The organism is Kitasatospora phosalacinea (assembly GCF_030268885.1).
Classification (GTDB): domain Bacteria; phylum Actinomycetota; class Actinomycetes; order Streptomycetales; family Streptomycetaceae; genus Kitasatospora; species Kitasatospora phosalacinea_C.
This window is the reverse complement of sequence record NZ_BSSA01000027.1, coordinates 18,559-36,900: the sequence shown is the minus strand read 5'-3', so window position 1 is coordinate 36,900 and position 18,342 is coordinate 18,559. Positions and strand designations below refer to the sequence as shown.

Annotated in this window: 19 protein-coding genes and 1 pseudogene; 16 read left to right on the top strand and 4 right to left on the bottom strand. The window is 73.8% G+C overall.

Annotated features, from left to right (window positions below):
• Window positions 1–218: 218 nt before the first annotated feature.
• On the bottom strand, window positions 219–1,301 hold the full coding sequence (locus tag QSK52_RS29745; RefSeq protein ID WP_285739302.1) for a DNA polymerase Y family protein: 1,083 nt from the start codon (window positions 1,299–1,301) through the stop codon (window positions 219–221).
• Window positions 1,298–4,783 carry a PHP domain-containing protein gene (locus tag QSK52_RS29740; RefSeq protein ID WP_285739301.1) on the bottom strand — a complete coding sequence of 1,162 codons (3,486 nt, stop codon included), beginning with the start codon at window positions 4,781–4,783 and terminating at the stop codon, window positions 1,298–1,300. The genes QSK52_RS29745 and QSK52_RS29740 overlap by 4 nt, the downstream gene beginning before the upstream one ends.
• 210 nt (window positions 4,784–4,993) lie before the next feature.
• On the opposite strand from QSK52_RS29740, the gene lexA reads away from it, so the two are divergent.
• From lexA to QSK52_RS29685, 11 genes are all read left to right on the top strand, one after another.
• Window positions 4,994–5,695, top strand: coding sequence for a transcriptional repressor LexA (gene lexA, locus QSK52_RS29735; protein ID WP_285739300.1), 702 nt, complete (start codon window positions 4,994–4,996; stop codon window positions 5,693–5,695).
• Window positions 5,696–5,857: 162 nt separating this feature from the next.
• Window positions 5,858–6,121 (top strand): hypothetical protein, encoded by a 264-nt coding sequence (locus QSK52_RS29730; RefSeq protein ID WP_285739299.1) that lies wholly within the window; start codon window positions 5,858–5,860, stop codon window positions 6,119–6,121.
• Complete coding sequence (locus QSK52_RS29725) at window positions 6,093–6,623, top strand: DUF6879 family protein (protein WP_285739298.1); 531 nt, start codon at window positions 6,093–6,095, stop codon at window positions 6,621–6,623. Before QSK52_RS29730 ends, QSK52_RS29725 begins: the two co-directional genes overlap by 29 nt.
• Window positions 6,624–6,648: 25 nt before the next feature.
• Entirely contained in the window at window positions 6,649–7,497 is an 849-nt protein-coding gene (locus QSK52_RS29720) for a helix-turn-helix domain-containing protein (RefSeq protein WP_285739297.1), read from the top strand.
• 267 nt (window positions 7,498–7,764) lie between these two features.
• On the top strand, window positions 7,765–8,190 hold the full coding sequence (locus QSK52_RS29715) for an ATP-binding protein (RefSeq protein WP_285739378.1): 426 nt from the start codon (window positions 7,765–7,767) through the stop codon (window positions 8,188–8,190).
• 93 nt (window positions 8,191–8,283) lie between these two features.
• The gene (locus QSK52_RS29710; RefSeq protein WP_285739296.1) at window positions 8,284–8,430 is read left to right on the top strand and encodes a hypothetical protein; all 147 of its coding nucleotides are present in this window, start codon (window positions 8,284–8,286) and stop codon (window positions 8,428–8,430) included.
• Complete coding sequence (locus QSK52_RS29705; protein ID WP_285739295.1) at window positions 8,427–9,557, top strand: methyltransferase domain-containing protein; 1,131 nt, start codon at window positions 8,427–8,429, stop codon at window positions 9,555–9,557. Before QSK52_RS29710 ends, QSK52_RS29705 begins: the two co-directional genes overlap by 4 nt.
• An 81-nt stretch (window positions 9,558–9,638) precedes the next feature.
• The gene (locus tag QSK52_RS29700; protein WP_285739294.1) at window positions 9,639–10,181 is read left to right on the top strand and encodes an NUDIX domain-containing protein; all 543 of its coding nucleotides are present in this window, start codon (window positions 9,639–9,641) and stop codon (window positions 10,179–10,181) included.
• Window positions 10,182–10,221: 40 nt separating this feature from the next.
• Window positions 10,222–10,497, top strand: coding sequence for a hypothetical protein (locus QSK52_RS29695; protein ID WP_285739293.1), 276 nt, complete (start codon window positions 10,222–10,224; stop codon window positions 10,495–10,497).
• A 129-nt stretch (window positions 10,498–10,626) separates the two neighbouring features.
• Window positions 10,627–11,085, top strand: a complete 459-nt coding sequence (locus tag QSK52_RS29690; RefSeq protein ID WP_285739292.1) for a hypothetical protein — start codon at window positions 10,627–10,629, stop codon at window positions 11,083–11,085.
• Window positions 11,086–11,135: 50 nt separating this feature from the next.
• Window positions 11,136–11,339 (top strand): hypothetical protein, encoded by a 204-nt coding sequence (locus QSK52_RS29685; protein WP_285739291.1) that lies wholly within the window; start codon window positions 11,136–11,138, stop codon window positions 11,337–11,339.
• Between the two features lie 70 nt (window positions 11,340–11,409).
• On the opposite strand, the gene QSK52_RS29680 is transcribed toward QSK52_RS29685, so the two are convergent.
• Window positions 11,410–12,651 carry an endonuclease domain-containing protein gene (locus QSK52_RS29680; protein ID WP_285739290.1) on the bottom strand — a complete coding sequence of 414 codons (1,242 nt, stop codon included), beginning with the start codon at window positions 12,649–12,651 and terminating at the stop codon, window positions 11,410–11,412.
• Window positions 12,652–13,031: 380 nt separating this feature from the next.
• Between QSK52_RS29680 and QSK52_RS29675 the strand changes: the two genes are divergently transcribed.
• From QSK52_RS29675 to QSK52_RS29655, 5 genes are all read left to right on the top strand, one after another.
• The gene (locus QSK52_RS29675) at window positions 13,032–13,241 is read left to right on the top strand and encodes a hypothetical protein (protein WP_285739289.1); all 210 of its coding nucleotides are present in this window, start codon (window positions 13,032–13,034) and stop codon (window positions 13,239–13,241) included.
• Between the two features lie 95 nt (window positions 13,242–13,336).
• Window positions 13,337–14,464 carry a response regulator gene (locus QSK52_RS29670; RefSeq protein ID WP_285739288.1) on the top strand — a complete coding sequence of 376 codons (1,128 nt, stop codon included), beginning with the start codon at window positions 13,337–13,339 and terminating at the stop codon, window positions 14,462–14,464.
• Between the two features lie 81 nt (window positions 14,465–14,545).
• Window positions 14,546–15,082, top strand: a complete 537-nt coding sequence (locus QSK52_RS29665) for an NUDIX hydrolase (RefSeq protein WP_285739287.1) — start codon at window positions 14,546–14,548, stop codon at window positions 15,080–15,082.
• A 326-nt stretch (window positions 15,083–15,408) separates the two neighbouring features.
• Complete coding sequence (locus QSK52_RS29660; protein WP_285739286.1) at window positions 15,409–17,001, top strand: hypothetical protein; 1,593 nt, start codon at window positions 15,409–15,411, stop codon at window positions 16,999–17,001.
• Window positions 17,001–17,564, top strand: a complete 564-nt coding sequence (locus QSK52_RS29655; RefSeq protein ID WP_285739285.1) for a helix-turn-helix domain-containing protein — start codon at window positions 17,001–17,003, stop codon at window positions 17,562–17,564. Before QSK52_RS29660 ends, QSK52_RS29655 begins: the two co-directional genes overlap by 1 nt.
• Before the next feature lie 238 nt (window positions 17,565–17,802).
• On the opposite strand, the pseudogene QSK52_RS29650 reads toward QSK52_RS29655, so the two are convergent.
• A pseudogene (locus QSK52_RS29650) lies at window positions 17,803–18,330 on the bottom strand (tetratricopeptide repeat protein); the annotation flags it as partial.
• Between the last annotated feature and the right edge of the window lie 12 nt (window positions 18,331–18,342).

Genomic DNA, 18,342 nt, shown 5'->3' with positions numbered 1-18,342 from the left:
GACTCCAACCCCCGAGTGGGTTGAACGGCGCTGACTGCGGAGATACCGACGCGCTGCACAGCTGGGGAGCCCGGCGGGCAAGCGCATGCGTTCAGGAGCCGACCGGCCAGGGGCAGGACGATGGCCAGGCCGGTATCGCGGTCGCCCCCGGTTCTCGTGGCGTTCGGCATGACCCGGGACGACCAGCTGGCGCCCCCATGCGGGCCGGTCCCACCAGATCACTGAAGCTGGTGGTCAGGTTCCCAGGAACTGGGTGCTGCCCGCTCTCGGGCAGGTGAGTTTTCCCAGCGGCCGTGCGGGGGCGGTGGCAGGAGAGAAGCGGGGGTGACAGCGCGGTGGCCGAAGCGGTGACGGGCGCGATCGGCGGCGGCTTCGTGAAGGCGGGCGAGGTCGGGGGCGGGATCGAGGGTGAGTTGCCGGTGGGCGGTGCCCGCGGGCGCGAGCTCGCCGGCGCGCAGTAGGAGAGTGCGGACGCGGGCGCGTTGGAGGCCGAGGGAGTGGTGGAGGCGGTAGGCGGTGTCGGTGAGGTCGGGGGTGTGGTCGGTGGGCTGTGCCGGGCGGCGGGTGCGGGTGGAGCAGGTGCGGTCGGCGTAGCGGACGGTGAGCGTCAGCGTCCCGGCCACCTGGCCGCGGGCGCGCAGGGCCGTGCCAAGTTGGTGGGCGAGGTGCAGGAGGGCGGCGCGCTGGCGGTCGGGGTCGAGCTCGTCGGCGGGGAAGTGGTGCTCGGCGGTGAGGGCGGGTTCGGGACGGGCGGGGACGACGGAGGTGGGGTCGATGCCGCGGGCGTGCTGGTGGAGGCGGGTGCCGGGGCCGGCGCCGAGGGCCCGCTGGAGGGTGGGCAGGGGAGTGGCGGCGATGCGGCCGAGGGTGGTGAGGCCGAGCTGGGCGAGGGTGCGGGCGGCGGCCGGGCCGATGCCGGGCAGGGCGGTCGGCGGCAGCGGGGCGAGGAAGGCGGCCACCTGCTGCTCGGTCAGCACCCGCAGGGCACCGGCGGGTTGGGTGTGGGCAGCGAGGTGGGCGAGCAGCGGGTTGGGAGCGACCGCAGTGGTGGTGTCGGTGGAGTGGGTGGCCAGGGCGCGGGCGCGGATCATCGCGGCGAGGCCTGCCGGGTCGGTGTGGAAGTAGGGGAGGGCGCCGGAGATGTCGAGGAGTGCGGCGTCCGGGGGCAGGGCCTGCACGACGGGGGTGATGGCTTCGAGGAGGTCGAGCAGCACCTCGTAGTCGGCGGGCTCCGGCTCGCCGCCGGGCGGGTGGAAGCGGATGTGCAGCACCGTCGGCGCGGTGCCGGGGCGGGCGCTCACCCGGGCACCCCCGGCGAGGTGTGGGCGGTGCGGCGCGGCAGCGTCGGGCCCGGCGGGTGCGGCCCGGGGCGGTGCCCGGGTTCGCCGCCGGCGCCGAGGCCGGGCGGGTCGGCGGGGTGGGGGAGTTGTTCGGCGAGGCGGGCGGCGACGGCGGCCAGGCCGCGGTCGCGGCGCAGTTCGGCGAGTTCGGTGAGGTCCCAGCAGGCGGTGGCGGTGACGGAGGCGCGGCGGCTGCCGCGCCGGGTGACGGTGCCGCGCACCAGCAGCAGCCCGGAGGTGAAGATCGTGCGGGCCGCGTGCTCCTGGGCGTCTTCGAACACGGCGACGTCGACCATGCCGTCGGTGCCGTCCAGGGTGAGGAACAGGGCCCGGCGGCCGGTGGGGGTGGGCGGGGCCATGGTGGAGGAGCGGATCCCAGCGACCAGCACGGTGGTGCCCGCCTCCACGTCGGCCAGGCGGCGGGCGCTGACGGTGCCGAGTTCACGCAGCAGCACCAGGTGGTGCTCCATCAGGTGGCTGCTGACGTCGACGCCGAGGTGCAGCAGCTCGGCGCTGACCTTCTCCAGGTCGGTCATCTCCGGCAGCCCCGCTCCCGCGGCCGTGGCCGCGGCGCCGGTCGGGCCGGTGGCGGGCAGGGGGAGCTGGCCGTCGGTGGCATCGCGGGTGTGCTGGTCGCGGTGGAGGTCGGCGGCCTGCAGCAGCAGGTCCCGGCGCTGCAGGGGGCCGGTGATCCGGTCGAGGGCGCCGACGGCGATCAGCCGGTCGGTGACGGGCCTAGACGGCCGGGCCCGCTCCCACAGGTCCGGCAGCGAGGTGTAGGGGCGGGAGGCGACGATCCGCTGGATCTCGGCGGCGGTGATGCCGTGCACCGCGGACAGCGCCATCCGTACGCCCCAGACGCCCTGGTGGCGCTCCAGCTCGTAGTGGCCGGTGGAGTGGTTGACGTCGAGGGGCAGGATCGGGACCTGGTGGCGGCGGGCGTCGGCGACGATGACGCGGGCCGGCCACATGCCGGGCTCGTGCTCCAGCACCCCGGCGACGTGCGCCGCGGGGAAGTGCGCGCGAAGCCACGCCGCCTGCAGCGCTGGAACGGCCAGCGCCGCGGCGTGCGCCTTGCAGAACCCGTAGTTCGCGAAGGAGCTGACGGTGGACCACACCGCGGACCGCACCGCCTGGTCGTAACCGCGCTGCTCGGCCGCGGTCTCGAACCAGGCGGCCAGCCGCTCGCGGCGGGCCGGGTCGCCCAGGGCCCGGCGTGCCTCCTCGGCCAGGGCGAGGTCGCAGCCCGTCACGGTCGCGATCGTCTCGATCACCTGCTCATGGAACACCGTCACGCCCAGCGTCTCGCGGAGCACGGGTTCGAGGTCGGAGTGCGGGTAGGCGGGGGCGGCGCCGCGGCGGGTGCGCACGAGGGCGGCGGGCATGCCGGAGGCGACCGGGCCGGGGCGGAACAGCGCGATCGAGGTCATCACGTCCCCCGCGGTGGTCGGCACCAGCCGGGAGAGGAGTTCCTGCTGCCCAGGGGACTCGAGGCCGGGCACGCCGATGGTGTCCGAGGCGCGTACCATCGCCAGGGCGAGCGGGTCCTGAAGCGGCACGGACGCCGGGTCGTCCAGGTCCAGGGCGCGGCCGGTGGTGCGGGCGACCTCGCGCACCGAGTAGGCCAGCGCCGACAGGGCGCGCATCCCGATCAGGTCCAGCTTGATGCACCCGAAACCGTCACCCACGTCCTCGCCCGCGGTCCGGCCGAGCTCGACGTCGTCCTTGTCCGCCATCACCATCGGGATCCCGCCGGTCGGCGCGGGCTGGACCGGTAGCCGCTCCAGCAGCGTCGCGTCCGTGACGATCAGCCCGCACGGGTGCTGGGCGTAGCCGGCCACCGCGCCGTCCAGCCCTTCGGCGAGCTCCCACAGCCGCCCGTAGCGCTCCGCCCGCCGGGCCAGGAACCGCAGCTCCGGCAGCTCTCCGAGCGCCGCGCGGATGCCCGAGGCCCGCACGTGCGGGAACGCCTTGGTGACCTCGTCCACGACATCGGGCTCCAGGCCCAGCGCCAGCCCGGCCGCCCGCAGCGCCTGCCGGGCCCGGTAGCGTTGCGCAATCCCCGTCACCGCCGTCCGCTCCGGGCCGAACCGTGCGATCACCCGGTGGTAGACGTCCAGGCGGCGGTGCGCCTCGATGTCCAGGTCCACGTCCGGCATGTCCAGGCGCCGCGGCGTCAGGAACCGCTCGAACAGCAGCCCGTGCTCCAGCGGGTCCGCGACCGCCGCGCCGAGCAGGTGGCACACCAGCGACCCGGCCGCCGAGCCGCGCGCCGCCACCCGCACCCCCATCTCCCGCACGTCGCGCACCACCTGGTCAACCACCAGGAAGTACACCGGATAGCCGGTCGCCGAGATGACCGCGAGCTCGTCCTCCAGCCGCTCCAGCACCCGCCGCTCCCGGTGGCGGCCGCGGCGCACCAGCTCCGCCTCGCACCGCGCCCGCAGCTGCGCACCGGCCGCACCCGGTCCGGGCCCGGCGCCGACGGTGTGCGGCTCGGGCAGGTGCGCCCGCCCCAGCTGAAGGTCCCGGTGCGGCTGCAGCGCGCACTCCTCACCCGCGGCCCAGGTGTCGGCCAGCAGCCGCAGCGCCCGGCCCTCGCCCAGTCCGGCCGCCGCGACGATCCGGTGTGCGGCCTCGCGCATCGAGGCGGCGTCCAGCAGCCACCGCCGCCCCGAGTCCACCGCCCGGCCGTCCACCGGCCGCAGCAGCCGGGCTGCGTCCAGCACGTCCGCCAGCACGTGCTGCCCCGGGTCGGCGTAGCGGACCGCACCGGACAGCACTACCGGCACCCCGGCCCGGTCGCCGAGCAGCACGGTGCGCGCCGCCACCCGCAGCGACCCTGGCCTCTGGCCGCCCGTGCAGTGCGTCACCGCCTCCAGCCGCACCTGCGTGCCGAACACCCCGATCCACGGCGCGAGCAGCCGCTCCGCGGCATCCGCCCGCCCACGGCGCAGCTCCCGCACCGGCTCGCTGGCGGGCCCCAGCAAGGCCAGCAGCCCGCCGTCCGCGGCGTGTTCACGCAAGCACGCCCAGGAGATGACCGGCGGCCCGTCGGCGAGGTGGGCGGCCGAGACCAGGCGGCACAGCGCCGCCCACCCGGAGCGGGAGGTGGCCAGCAGGGTGATGCGGTGCGGGTGTTCGACGACGTGGGCGCCGCCGCGCACCGGCGACCGGCCGCCCGCGGCCGCGGTGCCCGCCTTGGCGGCGGGGGAGGGGGCAGGATCAGCGGGCTCCACCGCCAGGTCGACGCCGAGGATCGGGCGCACCCCCGCCTGGCGGCAGGCGCGCACGTGCCGGACGACGCCCGCGGTGGTGTCCCGGTCGGTCAAGGCCAGCGCGGCGATCCCGCGCTCGGCGGCCCGACGCGCCAGCTCCACAGGGCGGCTGACGCCGAATCGGGCGCTGAACGCGGAGGCGACGTGGAGGTGCACGGCCGGCACGCACACCACCTCCGCTCTACGTCAGCCCCCTCGGTCGACTACGGCGCTCCCCAGCACCCCACCCCTAGATCAAACACGTGTTCGAATTGCTCGTCAATCCGTATCACCCCAGGTGGGGGTGGGGTTCGATGTGAGGGAATCGTCGACATGTTCGATTCGCAGGCGTAGAGTCCGCCTCCAAGACCCGCACCAGGCAAGGGAGCCAACGGCATGCCCCACACCGCGAAGGCCCCCGGCCGCCCGCCCGGCGTCCGTACCGACGAAGCCGGCCTGACGCAGCGCCAGCGCCGCATCGTCGAGGTCATCAACGACTCCGTCCAGCGCCGCGGCTACCCGCCGTCCATGCGCGAGATCGGCCACGCCGTCGGCCTCTCCTCCACCTCCTCCGTCGCCCACCAGCTGCTCGCCCTGGAACGCAAGGGCCTGGTCCGCCGCGACCCGAACCGCCCCCGCGCCTACACCGTCTCCCACCACCGCCTTGCCACGCTGGACGGCACCACCGCGCCGGGTGCCACCGTGCCGGACACCGCCGGGCTGTCCCTGTCCTACGTGCCGCTGGTCGGCCAGATCGCCGCCGGAGGCCCGATCCTGGCCGAGCAGAACGTCGAAGACGTCTTCCCGCTGCCCCGCCAGCTCGTCGGCGAAGGCGACCTGTTCGCCCTCACCGTGCGCGGCGACAGCATGGTCGGAGCCGCGATCTGCGACGGCGACTGGGTCGCGGTCCGCAGGCAGCCGGTCGCCGAGAACGGCGACATCGTCGCCGCGATGATCGACGGCGAAGCCACCGTCAAGCGGTTCAAGCGCGAAGACGGCACGATCTGGCTACTCCCGCACAACCCCGCCTACGAGCCGATCCCCGGCGAGAGCGCGACCATCCTCGGCAAGGTCGTCGCCGTCCTGCGCCGCCTGTAGAGCCAGCAGGCGGCGGGTGTCCGCACAGCGGGCACTCGCAACTCCGTCGCAGCGCCGTACCTCTACCCGGCCGCATGCTCCCGCGCGCCCTTGACGGCCGCTCACCCGGAAGAGGACGGTTGCCCGCAAGTGCTCGCAACCGGTTTGGTGACGGAGGGCGTCGTGGAGCTAGATTTCGTCGGGATCGACCCCGGGACGGGGGACAAGGGCTCGCCCACGGTGTGGGTAGACCGCGCCAACAGCAGGATCGTGTTCCAGGGCGTGAAGGCTGAGGAGGACCTGGAGGCCGAGGTCGGCGAGCGGGCCTGGGCACCGGGCCACGAGGCTGGCATCCCCGGGCATGAGGCCGTGGTGTGGATTCCCACCCGGATGATCCCGATCTTGCGAAAGGCATGCGATGACGCAGAGCGTGACGGGCTTCTCTGACCTGCTGGCCTCCGCCCGGCACTCGGCAGTCCACCTGGAGATGCGCGACACCTACGCGGTGGCCGACGAGGCGGAGCGGATCGAGCAGTGGCGGGCCGGGCACCGCCTCGACCCCGCGGACCGGGAGTCGTGGTGGCGGCCGTGGCTGGACACAATCGCCGCGACCGTGGCCCGCGGGGTGGTGGTGCGCCGGGCCCGGATCGTCTCCGAGCCGGTCAGCGAGTACACCCGCTACCTGCACTCGATGACCTTCACCAACATCGCGGCCGGCGAACAGGTCCGCTGGCTGCCCAGGATGCAGGCCTCCACCATCGCGCTGCCCGGCAGCGACTTCTGGCTGTTCGACGGCAAGGTGGTGATGTTCAACCACTTCACCGGAGATGGCGACTGGGCGGACCCGGAGGACACCGTCAGCGACGACCCGGCGGTGGCGAAGCTGTGCGCCGAGGCGTTCGAGACGGTCTGGGAGCGGGCCGTCCCGCACGAGCAGTACACCGTCTGAGCCCGCCGCACCGAGCCGACAGCCCATGCCCGCCTCACCCTCCTCCAGCGCCCAGGCCGCCCACGCCGCCCTCGCTGCCCGGCTGCGCGAGCTGATGCTGGACGCCGGGCTCGACGGCAAGGGGCTGTCCGCCCGGTGCGGCTGGCACCCCTCCAAGACCTCCCGGATCCTCAACGGGAAGTCGGCGCCGTCCGAGGAGGACCTGCGCGCCTGGTGCGCCGCGTGCGGCGCGGACGACCAGGCCGGCGACCTGATCGCCTCGCTGCGCGCGGTGGAGCTGATGTACCTGGAGTGGCGCCGCGTGCACCGCACCGGCATGCGGCAGGTGCAGCAGGAGTCCCTGACGCTGCACCACCAGACCGCGGTATGCCGGGCCTACGTCTCCAACGTCGTCCCGGGCTTCCTCCAGACCGCCGCCTACGCCACCGCCCTGATGCGCTCGATCACCGAGTTCCAGGGCACCCCGGACGACGTCGCCGACGCGGTCGCCGCCCGCACCGAGCGCGGCCGGCTGCTCCACGACGGCCGCCACCGGTTCGTCATCCTCATCGAGGAGACGGTACTGCGCTACCGCATCGGCGCCCCGGAGACGATGGCCGGCCAGCTCGGCCACCTCCTGGCGGTGATGCCGCTGCCGTCGGTCTCCCTCGGGATCATCCCCTTCACCGCGCAGCGCCGGATCTGGCCGCTGGAGGCGTTCTACCTCTTCGACAACGAGCAGGCATGCGTCGAGACACTGACCGCCGAGGTCACCGTCACCCAGCCCCGCGAACTCGCCGACTACCACCGCGCCTTCGCCGAGCTGGCCAAACTGGCCGTCCACGGCGCAGCCGCCCGCGCCCTCATCACCACCGCGATCGACACCCTCGGGTGAATCCCCGCAATCACCCGCAATCGCGTTGAACGCGCCAACGGCCACTCCCTACCGTCGAACCGTCGCCCGCCGTGACGGACCGGACACCCGGCCCCTGCGGGCGAGCCGGGACCGCTGCGCCCGCCCGTCCCCCGTCGGGCGGGCGCAGCCGTCACCGCCGACGAGAGAGCGGAGAACCGCAGTGGCCGCGCACCGCATACACCGCCCACCGGTTCGGGCCGCTGCCGAACCTGGGTACCGGCGGATGCGAGGTGCCCGGTGACCACGATGGTTGAGGCCCCGACGCTGCCCGCGGCCGCCGACTTCGCCAAGGTGCTGCTGCCGTACGAGCCGCAGTCCGCGTCGGCGGCCCGGCGCCTGGTGCGCACCACGCTGCGCGCGTGGGGGCTGGAGGACCTGGTCGAGGCGGGCGAACTGGTTGTCAGCGAGCTGGTGGGCAACGCGGCGAAGACCGGCTGCCGGCGGAAGATGACGGTCACCGTCGAGCGGATCACCGATGGGTGCGTGCGGATCGGCGTCCGCGACGGCTCCCGCGCCCTGCCCTGCCTGATCGACGCGGGCCCGGCCGCCGTGTCGGGCCGCGGCATGGCCCTGGTCCACCACCTCACCGGCGGGCACTGGGGCGTGAGGTTGGAGCCACTCGGCAAGACCGTTCATGCGGACCTGCGCACCCGCTCTCCCGCCCCGGCATAGCCACCCCCGTGCCCCGGTGCGCCGGGGCCGGCCCTCTACTCCTCCCGGGTTCCGGGAGGGCACCATCACGTCAGCGACGACAAGGAGCTCGGCATGGACATCGAGGCAGTCGACGGCGGCTCGGGCGGCGACGGGGGCGGCGGGGGCGACGGTCACCCGGGCACTCCGTGGACGCCGCCGCAGGACCCGCCGTCCCCGGACGGCAGCACCCCGCCCGGGGACGGGGGACACCGCAGGTGACGCTCGCACCTGAGCAGGAGGACCGCCCCGCGCCGGGGCGGTCCTTCCCCGTCGCCGACGCCTGGGTGCCAGCCTTCGACGCCGTCCCGCGCTCGCTGTTCCTGCCGGACCTCATCTGGGCGCACGACATGGCCACCGGGAAGAGCCGGCCCGTCGACCGGAGCGCCGACGAGGCCGACTGGCTGGCGGCCGCCGCCGCGGACATCCCGATCGTCACCCAGTGGGACGACGGCGAGCACCAAGGCACCGAGCCCGGCACGGTGCCGACCAGCTCGGCATCGCAGCCGTCGCTGGTCGCCTCGATGCTGGACGACCTCCAGGCCGAGCCGGGGATGCGGGTGCTGGAGCAGGGCACCGGCACGGGCTGGAACGCCGCCCTGCTGAGCCACCGGCTCGGCGACGCGAACGTGACCACCGTCGAGATCGACGCCGCCGTGTCCGCCCGGGCCCACGCCGCCCTGCACGCCGCCGGCTACCGCCCGACAGCCGTCTGCGCCGACGGCGCGCTCGGTTTCAAGGACGGGGCCCCGTACGACCGGATCACCGTCACCTACGGGCTGCGCGAGATCCCGCGGGCGTGGATCGAGCAGACCCGGCCCGGTGGGCTGATCCTGGCGCCGTTCGGCACCCACTACTCCAACGCCGACGCCCTGGTCCGCCTCACCGTCCACGCAGATGGCACCGCGTCCGGCCCGTTCCTCCAGCCGGTGGAGTTCATGAAGATGCGCTCCCAGCGCCTGACCTGGCCCGAGAACCCCACTGGCGGTGCGCCCCTCGCCGAACACACCACCACCGCCGACCTGCCGCCGCACGGCAAGTTCGACCCCTTCCCCTTCGCCGCCGGCCTGCGCCTGCGCGACATGACGCACGCCGTCCAGCCGCACGAGGACGGCCACACCCTGTGGCTGTACTCCCTCACCACCCCGGCCTGGGCCGCCGCGACCTTCCGCGACGCGGAGACCGTCCACCAGGTCCGCCAGTACGGAGGCCGCCGCCTGTGGGACGACTTCGAGCAGACCCTCACCTGGTGGCACCGGACGGGCGAGCCGGGCGTCGACCGGCTCGGCCTCACCGTCACCCCGCACGGCTGGCACGCCTGGCTGGACGACCCCGCACAGACGATCTGACCCTCGCGGCCGGGCAGGTTCGGTTCGCCAGCTGGAGCCGGTCGCGCACGCGAGCGCTGCGGCTGCGCCATCATCGAGACGGTGAACACGGTGACGAGCGTCCAGGACGGCGCGGCGGGCGACGTGCCGGTGCGGGCGTGCGCAGTGCTGGTCGCCCCGGACGGTCGCATCTGCGTGATCCGCCGTCACCGGCCCCGCGGCGTACAGCACTCGCTCCCTGGCGGTCTGGTCGGCTTCGGGGAGCAGCCGACCGACGCGCTGCGCCGGGAGATCCGGGAAGAGCTCGGCTTGGACCTGGCCGTCGAGGACGTCGACCTGGTCCTGCGGTTCGAGCAGCACCAGGAAACCCGCCGCCCGGGAGAAGGCCCGCTGTTCCGGCGCCGTCACCTCGTCTACGTCGCGCACCTGCCGCGCCCGCCCGTCGAAGACGTCGCCCTGGTCGAGCTGGACGCCGAAGACGCGACCGAGGTGGTCTGGCTGCTGCCCTCCGACTTGGCCGGCGCGCACCTCTACCCGGACGTCGGCGAGCGCTTGGTCGACGCCGTCACCACCCAGGTCCCGCCCGCGGCCGCCGCGCCGACGCTGCTGGCCGCGATGACGGACGCCACCTTCCGGTGGCGCTGATCGCCTGCGCGCTGTCGGCCCACGGTGTCACCCTGACCTGATGGATGAAAGGGACGAGCAGCTGCTGCGTGGCCGGGTCTACGGCGCCGAACCCGGTGAGGATCCCGGCCCACGCCCGGGCTGCGAGTACCGGGAGCTGGTGGGCGGCCCGCTGGACGGCCTCCTGGTGGACGTCACCGGCTGGGACGCCGACCAGCTGGAGTGCGGGGCCGCGCTGATCACGCCGCTGGGCCGCTACGGCGCTGGCGGCCGCGCCCACTACGAGCCGCGCCCCGGCGACCCGCTCCGGTGGGACTGGCAGGGCGACTCAGCGTAGGCGAGAGGCCCAGGGAGCTGTTCCTGCCGACAAGGGCGGGACGGCGGCCGCGTACGGCGGGCCGGTGAATCCCGGCGGAAACGGACCCTGCCCGCCGTGGCTGTAGCAGCGCGCAGGTAGGCTCCGGCGGTGACCCCCCTTGAGCTGCAGCGCACCCTCGTCAACCACCTTCCCTCGGTGCCCGGCATCGCCTCGGCGCAGCCCTGGTCCGAGAGCCCATACGGGGTGGTGGTCACCGTCTCCGGGGCGGGCACCGTCTACTGGACGATCACCGGGGCCAGCAACACCGCCACTCCCGAGGGCGCGGACGGGCTCGGTCCGCAGCCCGTACCGGAGCTGACCGGAGGGAAGGCAGCGACGGCGGACGTTGAGCAGGCGCTGCTGACCGCGCTGGCCGCCGGTGCCGAACAGGGCCACGTGTTGCGCGCCGAGCGCTACAGCACCCGCCCGCAGCCGCCGGCGGTCCGCTACGGCGTCACGATCGACACGGCGGACCGGTGGAGGCTGTTCGTGGCGTGTGTCGGCACTGCTCCCGCTGGCGGGCAGCTCCAGGGAAACCGCCGCTTCCAGCCCGACACCCACGTGTAGTCGCACGGCCTGGTGGGGTTGGGCCGGTGGCGGGAGGACAGACTGGGGCCATGAGCGTTGACCGCAGCCCGCTGGGGCAGCCCCTGTTCTCCTCCTCCGCTGTCGATGAGCCCGTCGTGCCCGACGGCCTGCCGCGTCGGCCCGTGGAGTCCTCGCCGTTCCTGGAGCCGGCCCCCGCCCCGGCCGTGGCCGCGACGGTGTCTTCGAACGGGCGGCGCCCGCTGGGCCACGGCTACCTGGCTTCGCAGGCCTGATTTCGAACGGGGCGCCGAGCAGGGAAGGGCGGTGCGGCGGTTGGCCTGGGTGGCGCACGCCGTGCCGGGGTCAGGAGTGCTCGGCTGCCAGGTCTGCGACCCACCCCAGGGCCGTCGCCGCGTCGAGGGTCTCCTCCCAGCGGGCCTCCCGGCCCGGGTGGGCTGCGCAGTGCAGGTGGGCGAGGAAGTCCCCGCCGGGCAGTTGCTCGAGAACGGTCGAGGGTTCGGTGGGGCAGCGGTCGTGCCGCGCGGTGGCGCTGAGTCGGGCGGCGGCCAGCGCCGCCAGGTGCCGGGGCGGAAGGCTGCCGGTGGTGCGGCAGCCGTTGCACTCCAGTAGGTGCCTCACGGCCGGGCCGTGGTTCCAGAAGGTCCGCCAGATGCCATGCTGGGAGCGTTCGGCCTGGTTGCAGCTCGCGCAGGCCGGCCCGCGGACGAAGTCATGGCCCATCTCGTGGCAGTGGTCCCAGACGGCGGCCTGCCGCAGCCCGCACACCGCGCACAGATAGCTGTCGGCGCGCGTCGCCCGCCGCCGCTCGCTGGTGTAGCGCACGCCCCGCATCGAACCGCCGTACAAGAGGTGCCCACCTTCTGCGCAGGCCGGGCACTGGGTGATCCAGCCCTCCGCGCCGGAGGAGCGCCAGTCGAGGTTCTGCCGCGCCCGGGCCGCCATCGTCCGCGGGGAGCGGTCCTCCACCGCGCCGCACCCCGCGCACCGCTGCGCCCGCGCCAGCAGCGCCACGTGCTCGGCCCGCCACCCGTCCAGCACCTCCGCCCACCGCGCGGGGATGCTCCACGCCCCGGCCCGGCGCCGCACCACCTCCATCACCACAACCCCGGCCACCACCAGCGGGCCACGGCCGTCCGGCTCCCGCTCACCCCAGAGCAGACGGTCGAGCTCCTTCACCGCCCGGCGCTGCGCCGCGGGAGCGAGGCCGGTGTCGATGAGACGGGCGGCCGGTGGGCGGCGGTGGGCCCGGGCGGCGCGGTCGACGAGTTCGCCCTGGACGGCCAGGCGCCAGTCGTCGTTGAAGCGGCTGTCCCGGTTCAGGTCCGTCCACGGCAGCTTGAGCGGGACGAGCCGGCCCGGTGCGGCGGCCACCGCCGCGAGTTCCTGCAGCGCTGCGTCGAGCAGGTCCTGGTCGACGTGCCAGATGCCACTGCGCTTGACGCCCGGCAGCGCGGTGGCGCCCAGGTACATGTGGCCGGTGTCCTTGAGGACGTCGGAGTGGAGGCCGTCGGCGGCGAAGCGCAGCACAGGGGCGGTGAGCACGGACGCGGCCCTCGTCCGGGCGGCGGCAAGGGGGATCAGCACAGGGGCAGGGTGCCAGCGCGTACTGACAACGCGTCCGGAGCCCGCAGGGCGCCCGCCGTCGCCGCCCTGGGGGGAATACCGGCGGATGCCGTGGGGAGCAGCACCGGGGCCAGGGGACCGGGCGCGTCGTCTCACCGCGTAGGACGCGCAAGCAGCTGGCCACGTCCGGGGCCGTGTCGTGCCAGGCCTGGAAGTGCGCGAACTTGGAAGTCCCGTGCGTCGGCCCCCGACTCGCCGTTGCCGCTTGTTGCCGTCTTCTGTTGCGGGGTGTTGCGGGGCGCGCAACAGGTTTCGGCTCCGACATGCTTCTGCCAACTCGGCTCTCCTGCCGGGATGTTGGCAGCTGGCCGGGAGGTCGGCTTGGTGTGCGGAGGTATGAGGTGCGGCGTTCGCTGCTCTCCTTGAGGTCGACGCTGGTGCTCACGCTGGCGGTGCTCACCGGGATCGGCGCCGGTGTGCTCTCGCGCATGGCGGGCGCCCCCGGTGCGCAGTGCGTCCTGTACGCGGCCGGAGCGTTCGGCCTCGCGGTGCCGTTCTTCGACCGGCTCGTCGCGGCCCCGGGCGACGACGACTCCCAGTCCTCTTCATGACGGGCCACGGCCGCGGGAACATGGTGCGGGTGCCCGGCCGGGCACCCGGGGTGGGGGATGCGCCGGTCCGCAAGGGGCCGGCCGAAGGGGTGGGGATGAGCGGGCTCCAGCCGCTGGACGCGGGACTCAACAGCGAGTGCCGCGCCTTCGCCGAGGTACTGCGCAAGCTGTTCCTCGAACTGAACGTGACGCTGCGCCGCTACGCGTCGCGGTGCTTCATCGACCCGGGGACGCTCTCGCGCTACCTCGGCGGCAGCCGCATCCCGGCCTGGCGGTTCGTCGCGGACTTGTTCGGCCACCTCGCCGAGGACCACGGGATCATCGTCGAGGAAGGGGAGCAGCAGCGGATCAGGGCGCTGCACCTGGCGGCGCTGCGGACCAACGCCTCGATCAGCCAGGCCGTCCAGCACCTGGCAGGGGAGCTGAAGGCCGCCGACGAGGAGGCCCGCAAGTCCACGGCGCAGGAGGAGCGGCTCGACCACGCGGTCGATGACACCCGCGGCCTCATCGCGGACCTGGACGACCGGCTCAAGAAGCTGGAGAACGACCTCGGCGACCAGCTTCCCCTGCACCCCGATCCGGCCGCCGACCACGCCGCGCTCCTTCAGGAGCGCAACACTCTCGCCGCGGGCCTGGCCCACATGGCTGCTGAGCTCGAGGAGACCCGCCGTCGGGCGGGGCTCGCCGAAGCCCGCTGCGAGCTGCTGGAGCGCCAGCTCGTCCACATCGAGCAGCGGCAGGGCACCCTCCTGCCCGCCCCCGAACTGGTCAGCCTGGTCGACCCCCTGGATGCCCCCGTGCTCGCCTGCGGCCTGCACCCGAAGGTGCTGCTGGTCGACGACCAGGGCGCCAACCTTCTGGCCCTGGAGGCCGTCCTCGGCGTCCACGGGTACGACATGGTCAGCGTCGCCTCCGGTCCCGACGCCCTGCGCGCCTTACTGGAGTCCGACGACTTCGCCGTCATACTCCTCGACGTCCAGATGCCCGACATGGACGGCTACGAGACCGCCGCCCACATCAAGCGCCGCGCCCGTACCCGGGACATCCCGATCATCTTCCTCACCGCCATCGGCAACGACCCCGAGTACTCCATGCGCGGCTACGCGGCCGGCGCCGTCGACTTCATCGTCAAGCCGTTCGACCCCTGGGCGCTGCGGGCCAAGGTCGCGGTGTTCGTCGAGTTCTACCTCCAACGCCACCGCGAACACCCCACCCCGCACTGACACCACCACTCCAGCCCCCGCTCCGTCCCGGCCCCTGCAGGGCGCGACCGCGAACCCTGCTGCTGCGCCATCATCGGCACGGTGAACACGGTGACTAGCGCCTGGGACGGCGCGGCGGACGGGGTGCCGGTGCGGGTGTGCGCGGCGCTGGTCGACCCCGGCGGCAGGGTCTGTGTGATCCACCGTCACCGGCCCGGCGGCGTGCAGCACACGCTCCCGGGCGGGCTGGTGGCTGAGGGCGAGCAGCTCGCCGCGGCACTGCGGCGCGAACTGCGCAAGGAGCTCGGCCTGGCCGTCGACGACGTTAGCCTGGTGCCGCGGTTCGAGCAGCACCAGGAAACCCGTCGCCCGGGAGAGGGTCGGCTGTTCCGCCGCCGCCACTTCGTCTTCGTCATCCACCTGTCGAAGCCGCTCGCCGAAGGCGTCGCCCCAGCCGAGCTGAACGCGGAGGACGACCCCGAAGTGCTCTGGCTGCCCCCGGCCGACCTTGCCGGAGCGCACCTCTACCCAGCTCTCGGGGAGCATCTGGTCGCCGCCGTCACCACCCAGGCCCCGCCCGCGGCCGCCGAACCAGTGCTGCTGGTCACGATGACGGACGCCAGCTACCAGTGGCGCTGAACTCCTGCGCGCCGGAATGCCCGCCGACCTCGGCGCGGCCGGCCACAGCGCCCCCGAGATCCAGGTCATCACCGGCGGGGACTGTGCCTCGACCGGCATGGTCGAGCAGTACGCCAAGGCCGGGCTGCGCCGCGCCGGAAAGGGCGCCGCCAGCCGGGCCCAGCAGGCCCTGGAAACGTCATCGTCCCCGGCGCCGAGGCGGTGTAGGGCCAGGCGCGCCGGTCCCGGCCGGGCCGAAGCTGGCGGACTGGTTCGCGTGGCTGGGCACCGGGCTGCCGCTGCGCGTCGAGCGCGCCCACCCGCAGGGCCGGGGCGGGGACGGCGCGGTGTGCCTGACCGCCGCCGCCCTCAAGCAGCTCGGCCTGCCCGCCACGCTGCCGAGCACGGACAAGGCGCTGAACGCGCTGCAGGCCAAGCTCGCGAAGGCCGCCGCGGCCGTGGGCATGGAGGTCTCCGAGAGCATCGGGCCGATGTTCCGGGCGTTCCGTCGCGCTGGGTCGGCGGGCGGGCCGAAGACCTCACAGCAGGTGACCGTCGCGCCGTGGCTGGGCCAGGGAGATGCCCGGCAGCAGGCCGTCAGCGCGCTCGCCGCCCCGCTCGCCACCGCCCCCGACGGCACCCGGGACGGGCAGACGTTCGCCCACCGCTACCGGGCCTTCACCGCCGACCTCGGCGTCGCCCCGGGCGCGACCACCGCCTCCACCGCGATGCTGCACCTGGACGCGGTCCGCCCGCGGGTGGAGTGGACCGAGGACGAGGCAACGGGGGAGTGGTCCTCGCACCTGCGCGAGGGCGCGCTCCCGGCCGGGGACCGGTGCGTACCCATCGCGGCCGGCGCCCGCCACCCCCTCACCCACGAACTCCTCTCCCAGGGCCGGGCGGTGTGCGAGGAGGAGGACTACAAGTGGTGGGCCCGGCAGCTCACCGACGAGGAAGCCGCGCGCTCGTTCGCGGTCGCGGTCGACGTCTGCGCCTCCTACCTGTCGGTGACCGACTCCCCGCCGCTGCCGATCGGCGAGCTGGAGCACGTGAGCAACCCGTCCTGGGGCAAGGGCAAAACCGCGGGCCTGTGGCTCGCGGACTTCACCGGCGTCGAGGTCGACGAGCTGCTGCCGCACCCCGCCACCTTCCACGGCCGCCCGGCCACCGGGCCCGGCTGGTACGCCACCCCCACCGTCGCCTACATGGCCAGCATGTACGGTTTCGACCCGGCCACCATCACCGAGGCGTACCTGTCCACCCACACCGCGCCGCTGCTCAAGGAGTGGACGACCCGGGTGCGCGGCGGCTACAAGCGGGTCTACGCCGACCTCGGCCTGGCCGACGGCCAGGGCCCGGAGGAGTTCCTCACCGCGTACGCGGTCCACAAGGAGGTCGGCACCGACGCGGTGCAGGCGAACGCCCTGACGCTGGGCTCCCTGTACAAGAACATTTACAAGGGCGGGATCGGGAAGTGGTCCGACTCCGCCCGCCACCTCGACGACGAGCAGTGGCTGGAGAAGGTCGCCGCCTCCTGGTCGTATCGGCCGGAGATCCGCTTCCACATCATCGCCGCCGCCCGCATCGCCGCCCACCGCCGCATGCGCAAGACCTACCTGCTCACCGGCCGGGCCCCGTTCGCGGTCAACGTCGACTCCTACCTCTACGCCACCGACGCCCCGTCCCCGCTCGAACTCCTGCCCCTCAAGGACGACGGCTCCCCGGTACCGGGCGCGCTGCGCCTGGGCATCGCCCCCGACTCGCACAAGCACGAGTCGTCGATCCCATTGCAGGAGGCGGTGAAGGCGATGGAGCGGCGCGAGCACCCCTCCAAGCTGACCCACTCCTACGCCACCGACGGCACCTACACCGGCCCCGAGCGGGCCTCCGAGACCAGCGGCACCGAGAGCACCGACGAGCAGAAGGAAGGTGAGAACTGATGGCCGGCGGATTCCGGGGCCTGTTCGGAAGGGTCCGCGAGACGCTGTTCCCCTCCAGACGGGCCCCCGTCCAGACCACCCCCCAGGCCAGGCAGGTCCGGGAACGCAAATACGGCGGCAACACCAGAGCCATGGCCGCCGCCTACGGCGTCTCCGCCCGCACCGTCCAGCGCTGGGTCGACGGCAGCCGCCACCCCACCGGACCCCACCAGGGACGGCTGCGCACAGAGGCCGTCGAGGTGCAGACCACCGAGCGCGGCCGCGCCCGCAGGGCCAGGCAGCTGGCCCAGCTCGGCCCCCGCTCCGGGATCACCGCCCAGGTCGGACGCACCCACACCTTCAACATCCAGGGCTCGGACGCCGTCCGGGCCCGCGACATCCACCTCGACCTCACCGGCGACCAGGCCGCCGCCCTCGCGGACCTCGCCCTCGCCCAAGACGAGGGCGAGGTCCGCGAGGTCATCGGCCAGGCCCTGGCCGACTACTTCAACGGCGGCTCCTACAGAGGTTTCAGCCCGGACGACTTCGAGTACGACACCGACGACGTCGACCTGAACAGCTGACTGGCCGACAAACCGCCTGTGGGGGCGGCCCATATGGGCCGCCCCCACAGGCGCAGTCGCCCCAGTATTCGTCTTCCCGCCCGCAGCGCGGTGCCGAGACCCAGCCGCCAGACAGGAACAACCGCCGTACAGGTGCCGCCACCCGTGTACCCGGGGAGCTGACGTGCCGTCCGGGGTGCCGCGTTCCGGCCGGGCAGCCGCAGGCGCGAATGCACGCCCAGCAGCCGTCGTCCGTAGCTCACCGAGGAGCGACGCCTACGCCGCCCTGGTGCCGCGGCCACACGGCTCTAGCTTGGGCCAGATTCCGACGCACGATCTCAGTGTTGGGATGGCCTGCACCAAGAACGCTTTCATGGTCGGCGAGGGCCCTCTCGTACAGGGCGATGGCGCGGGCGAAGTCACCGGCTGCCTGGCAGGTGTAGGCGAGATCGTTGCGCGAAGACAACGTGGCGGGGTGGTCAGGGCCCAGGACGCGTTCGCGGTCGACGAGGACGCTCTCGTAAAGCTCGATAGCACGCACGAGGTCGCCTGCGGACTCATAGGCGCCGGCAAGGTTGTTGCGGCTGATCAAGATGTCGGGGTGGTCAGGGCCCAGGACGCGTTCGCTGTCAGCGAGGGTCCTCTCAAACAGGGTGATGGCACGTTCGAGGTCGCCGGCCGCCTGGTAGGTGTAGGCGAGGTTGTTGCGCGAAGACAACGTGGCGGGGTGGTCGGGGCCGAGGACGCGTTCGTGGTCGGCGAGGTTGCGTTCGTGCAGGGCGATGGCGCGTTGACCTCC

Bases quoted from the DNA above. Each gene is read 5' to 3' on its own strand.
- QSK52_RS29720 (WP_285739297.1), top strand. From the start codon at position 6,649: ATGCCCGCCTCACCCTCCTCCAGCGCCCAGGCCGCCCACGCCGCCCTC.
- QSK52_RS29725 (WP_285739298.1), top strand. From the start codon at position 6,093: ATGACGCAGAGCGTGACGGGCTTCTCTGACCTGCTGGCCTCCGCCCGG.
- QSK52_RS29655 (WP_285739285.1), top strand. From the start codon at position 17,001: ATGGCCGGCGGATTCCGGGGCCTGTTCGGAAGGGTCCGCGAGACGCTG.
- QSK52_RS29685 (WP_285739291.1), top strand. From the start codon at position 11,136: ATGAGCGTTGACCGCAGCCCGCTGGGGCAGCCCCTGTTCTCCTCCTCC.
- QSK52_RS29715 (WP_285739378.1), top strand. From the start codon at position 7,765: ATGGTTGAGGCCCCGACGCTGCCCGCGGCCGCCGACTTCGCCAAGGTG.
- lexA (WP_285739300.1), top strand. From the start codon at position 4,994: ATGCCCCACACCGCGAAGGCCCCCGGCCGCCCGCCCGGCGTCCGTACC.
- QSK52_RS29670 (WP_285739288.1), top strand. From the start codon at position 13,337: ATGAGCGGGCTCCAGCCGCTGGACGCGGGACTCAACAGCGAGTGCCGC.
- QSK52_RS29695 (WP_285739293.1), top strand. From the start codon at position 10,222: ATGGATGAAAGGGACGAGCAGCTGCTGCGTGGCCGGGTCTACGGCGCC.
- QSK52_RS29710 (WP_285739296.1), top strand. From the start codon at position 8,284: ATGGACATCGAGGCAGTCGACGGCGGCTCGGGCGGCGACGGGGGCGGC.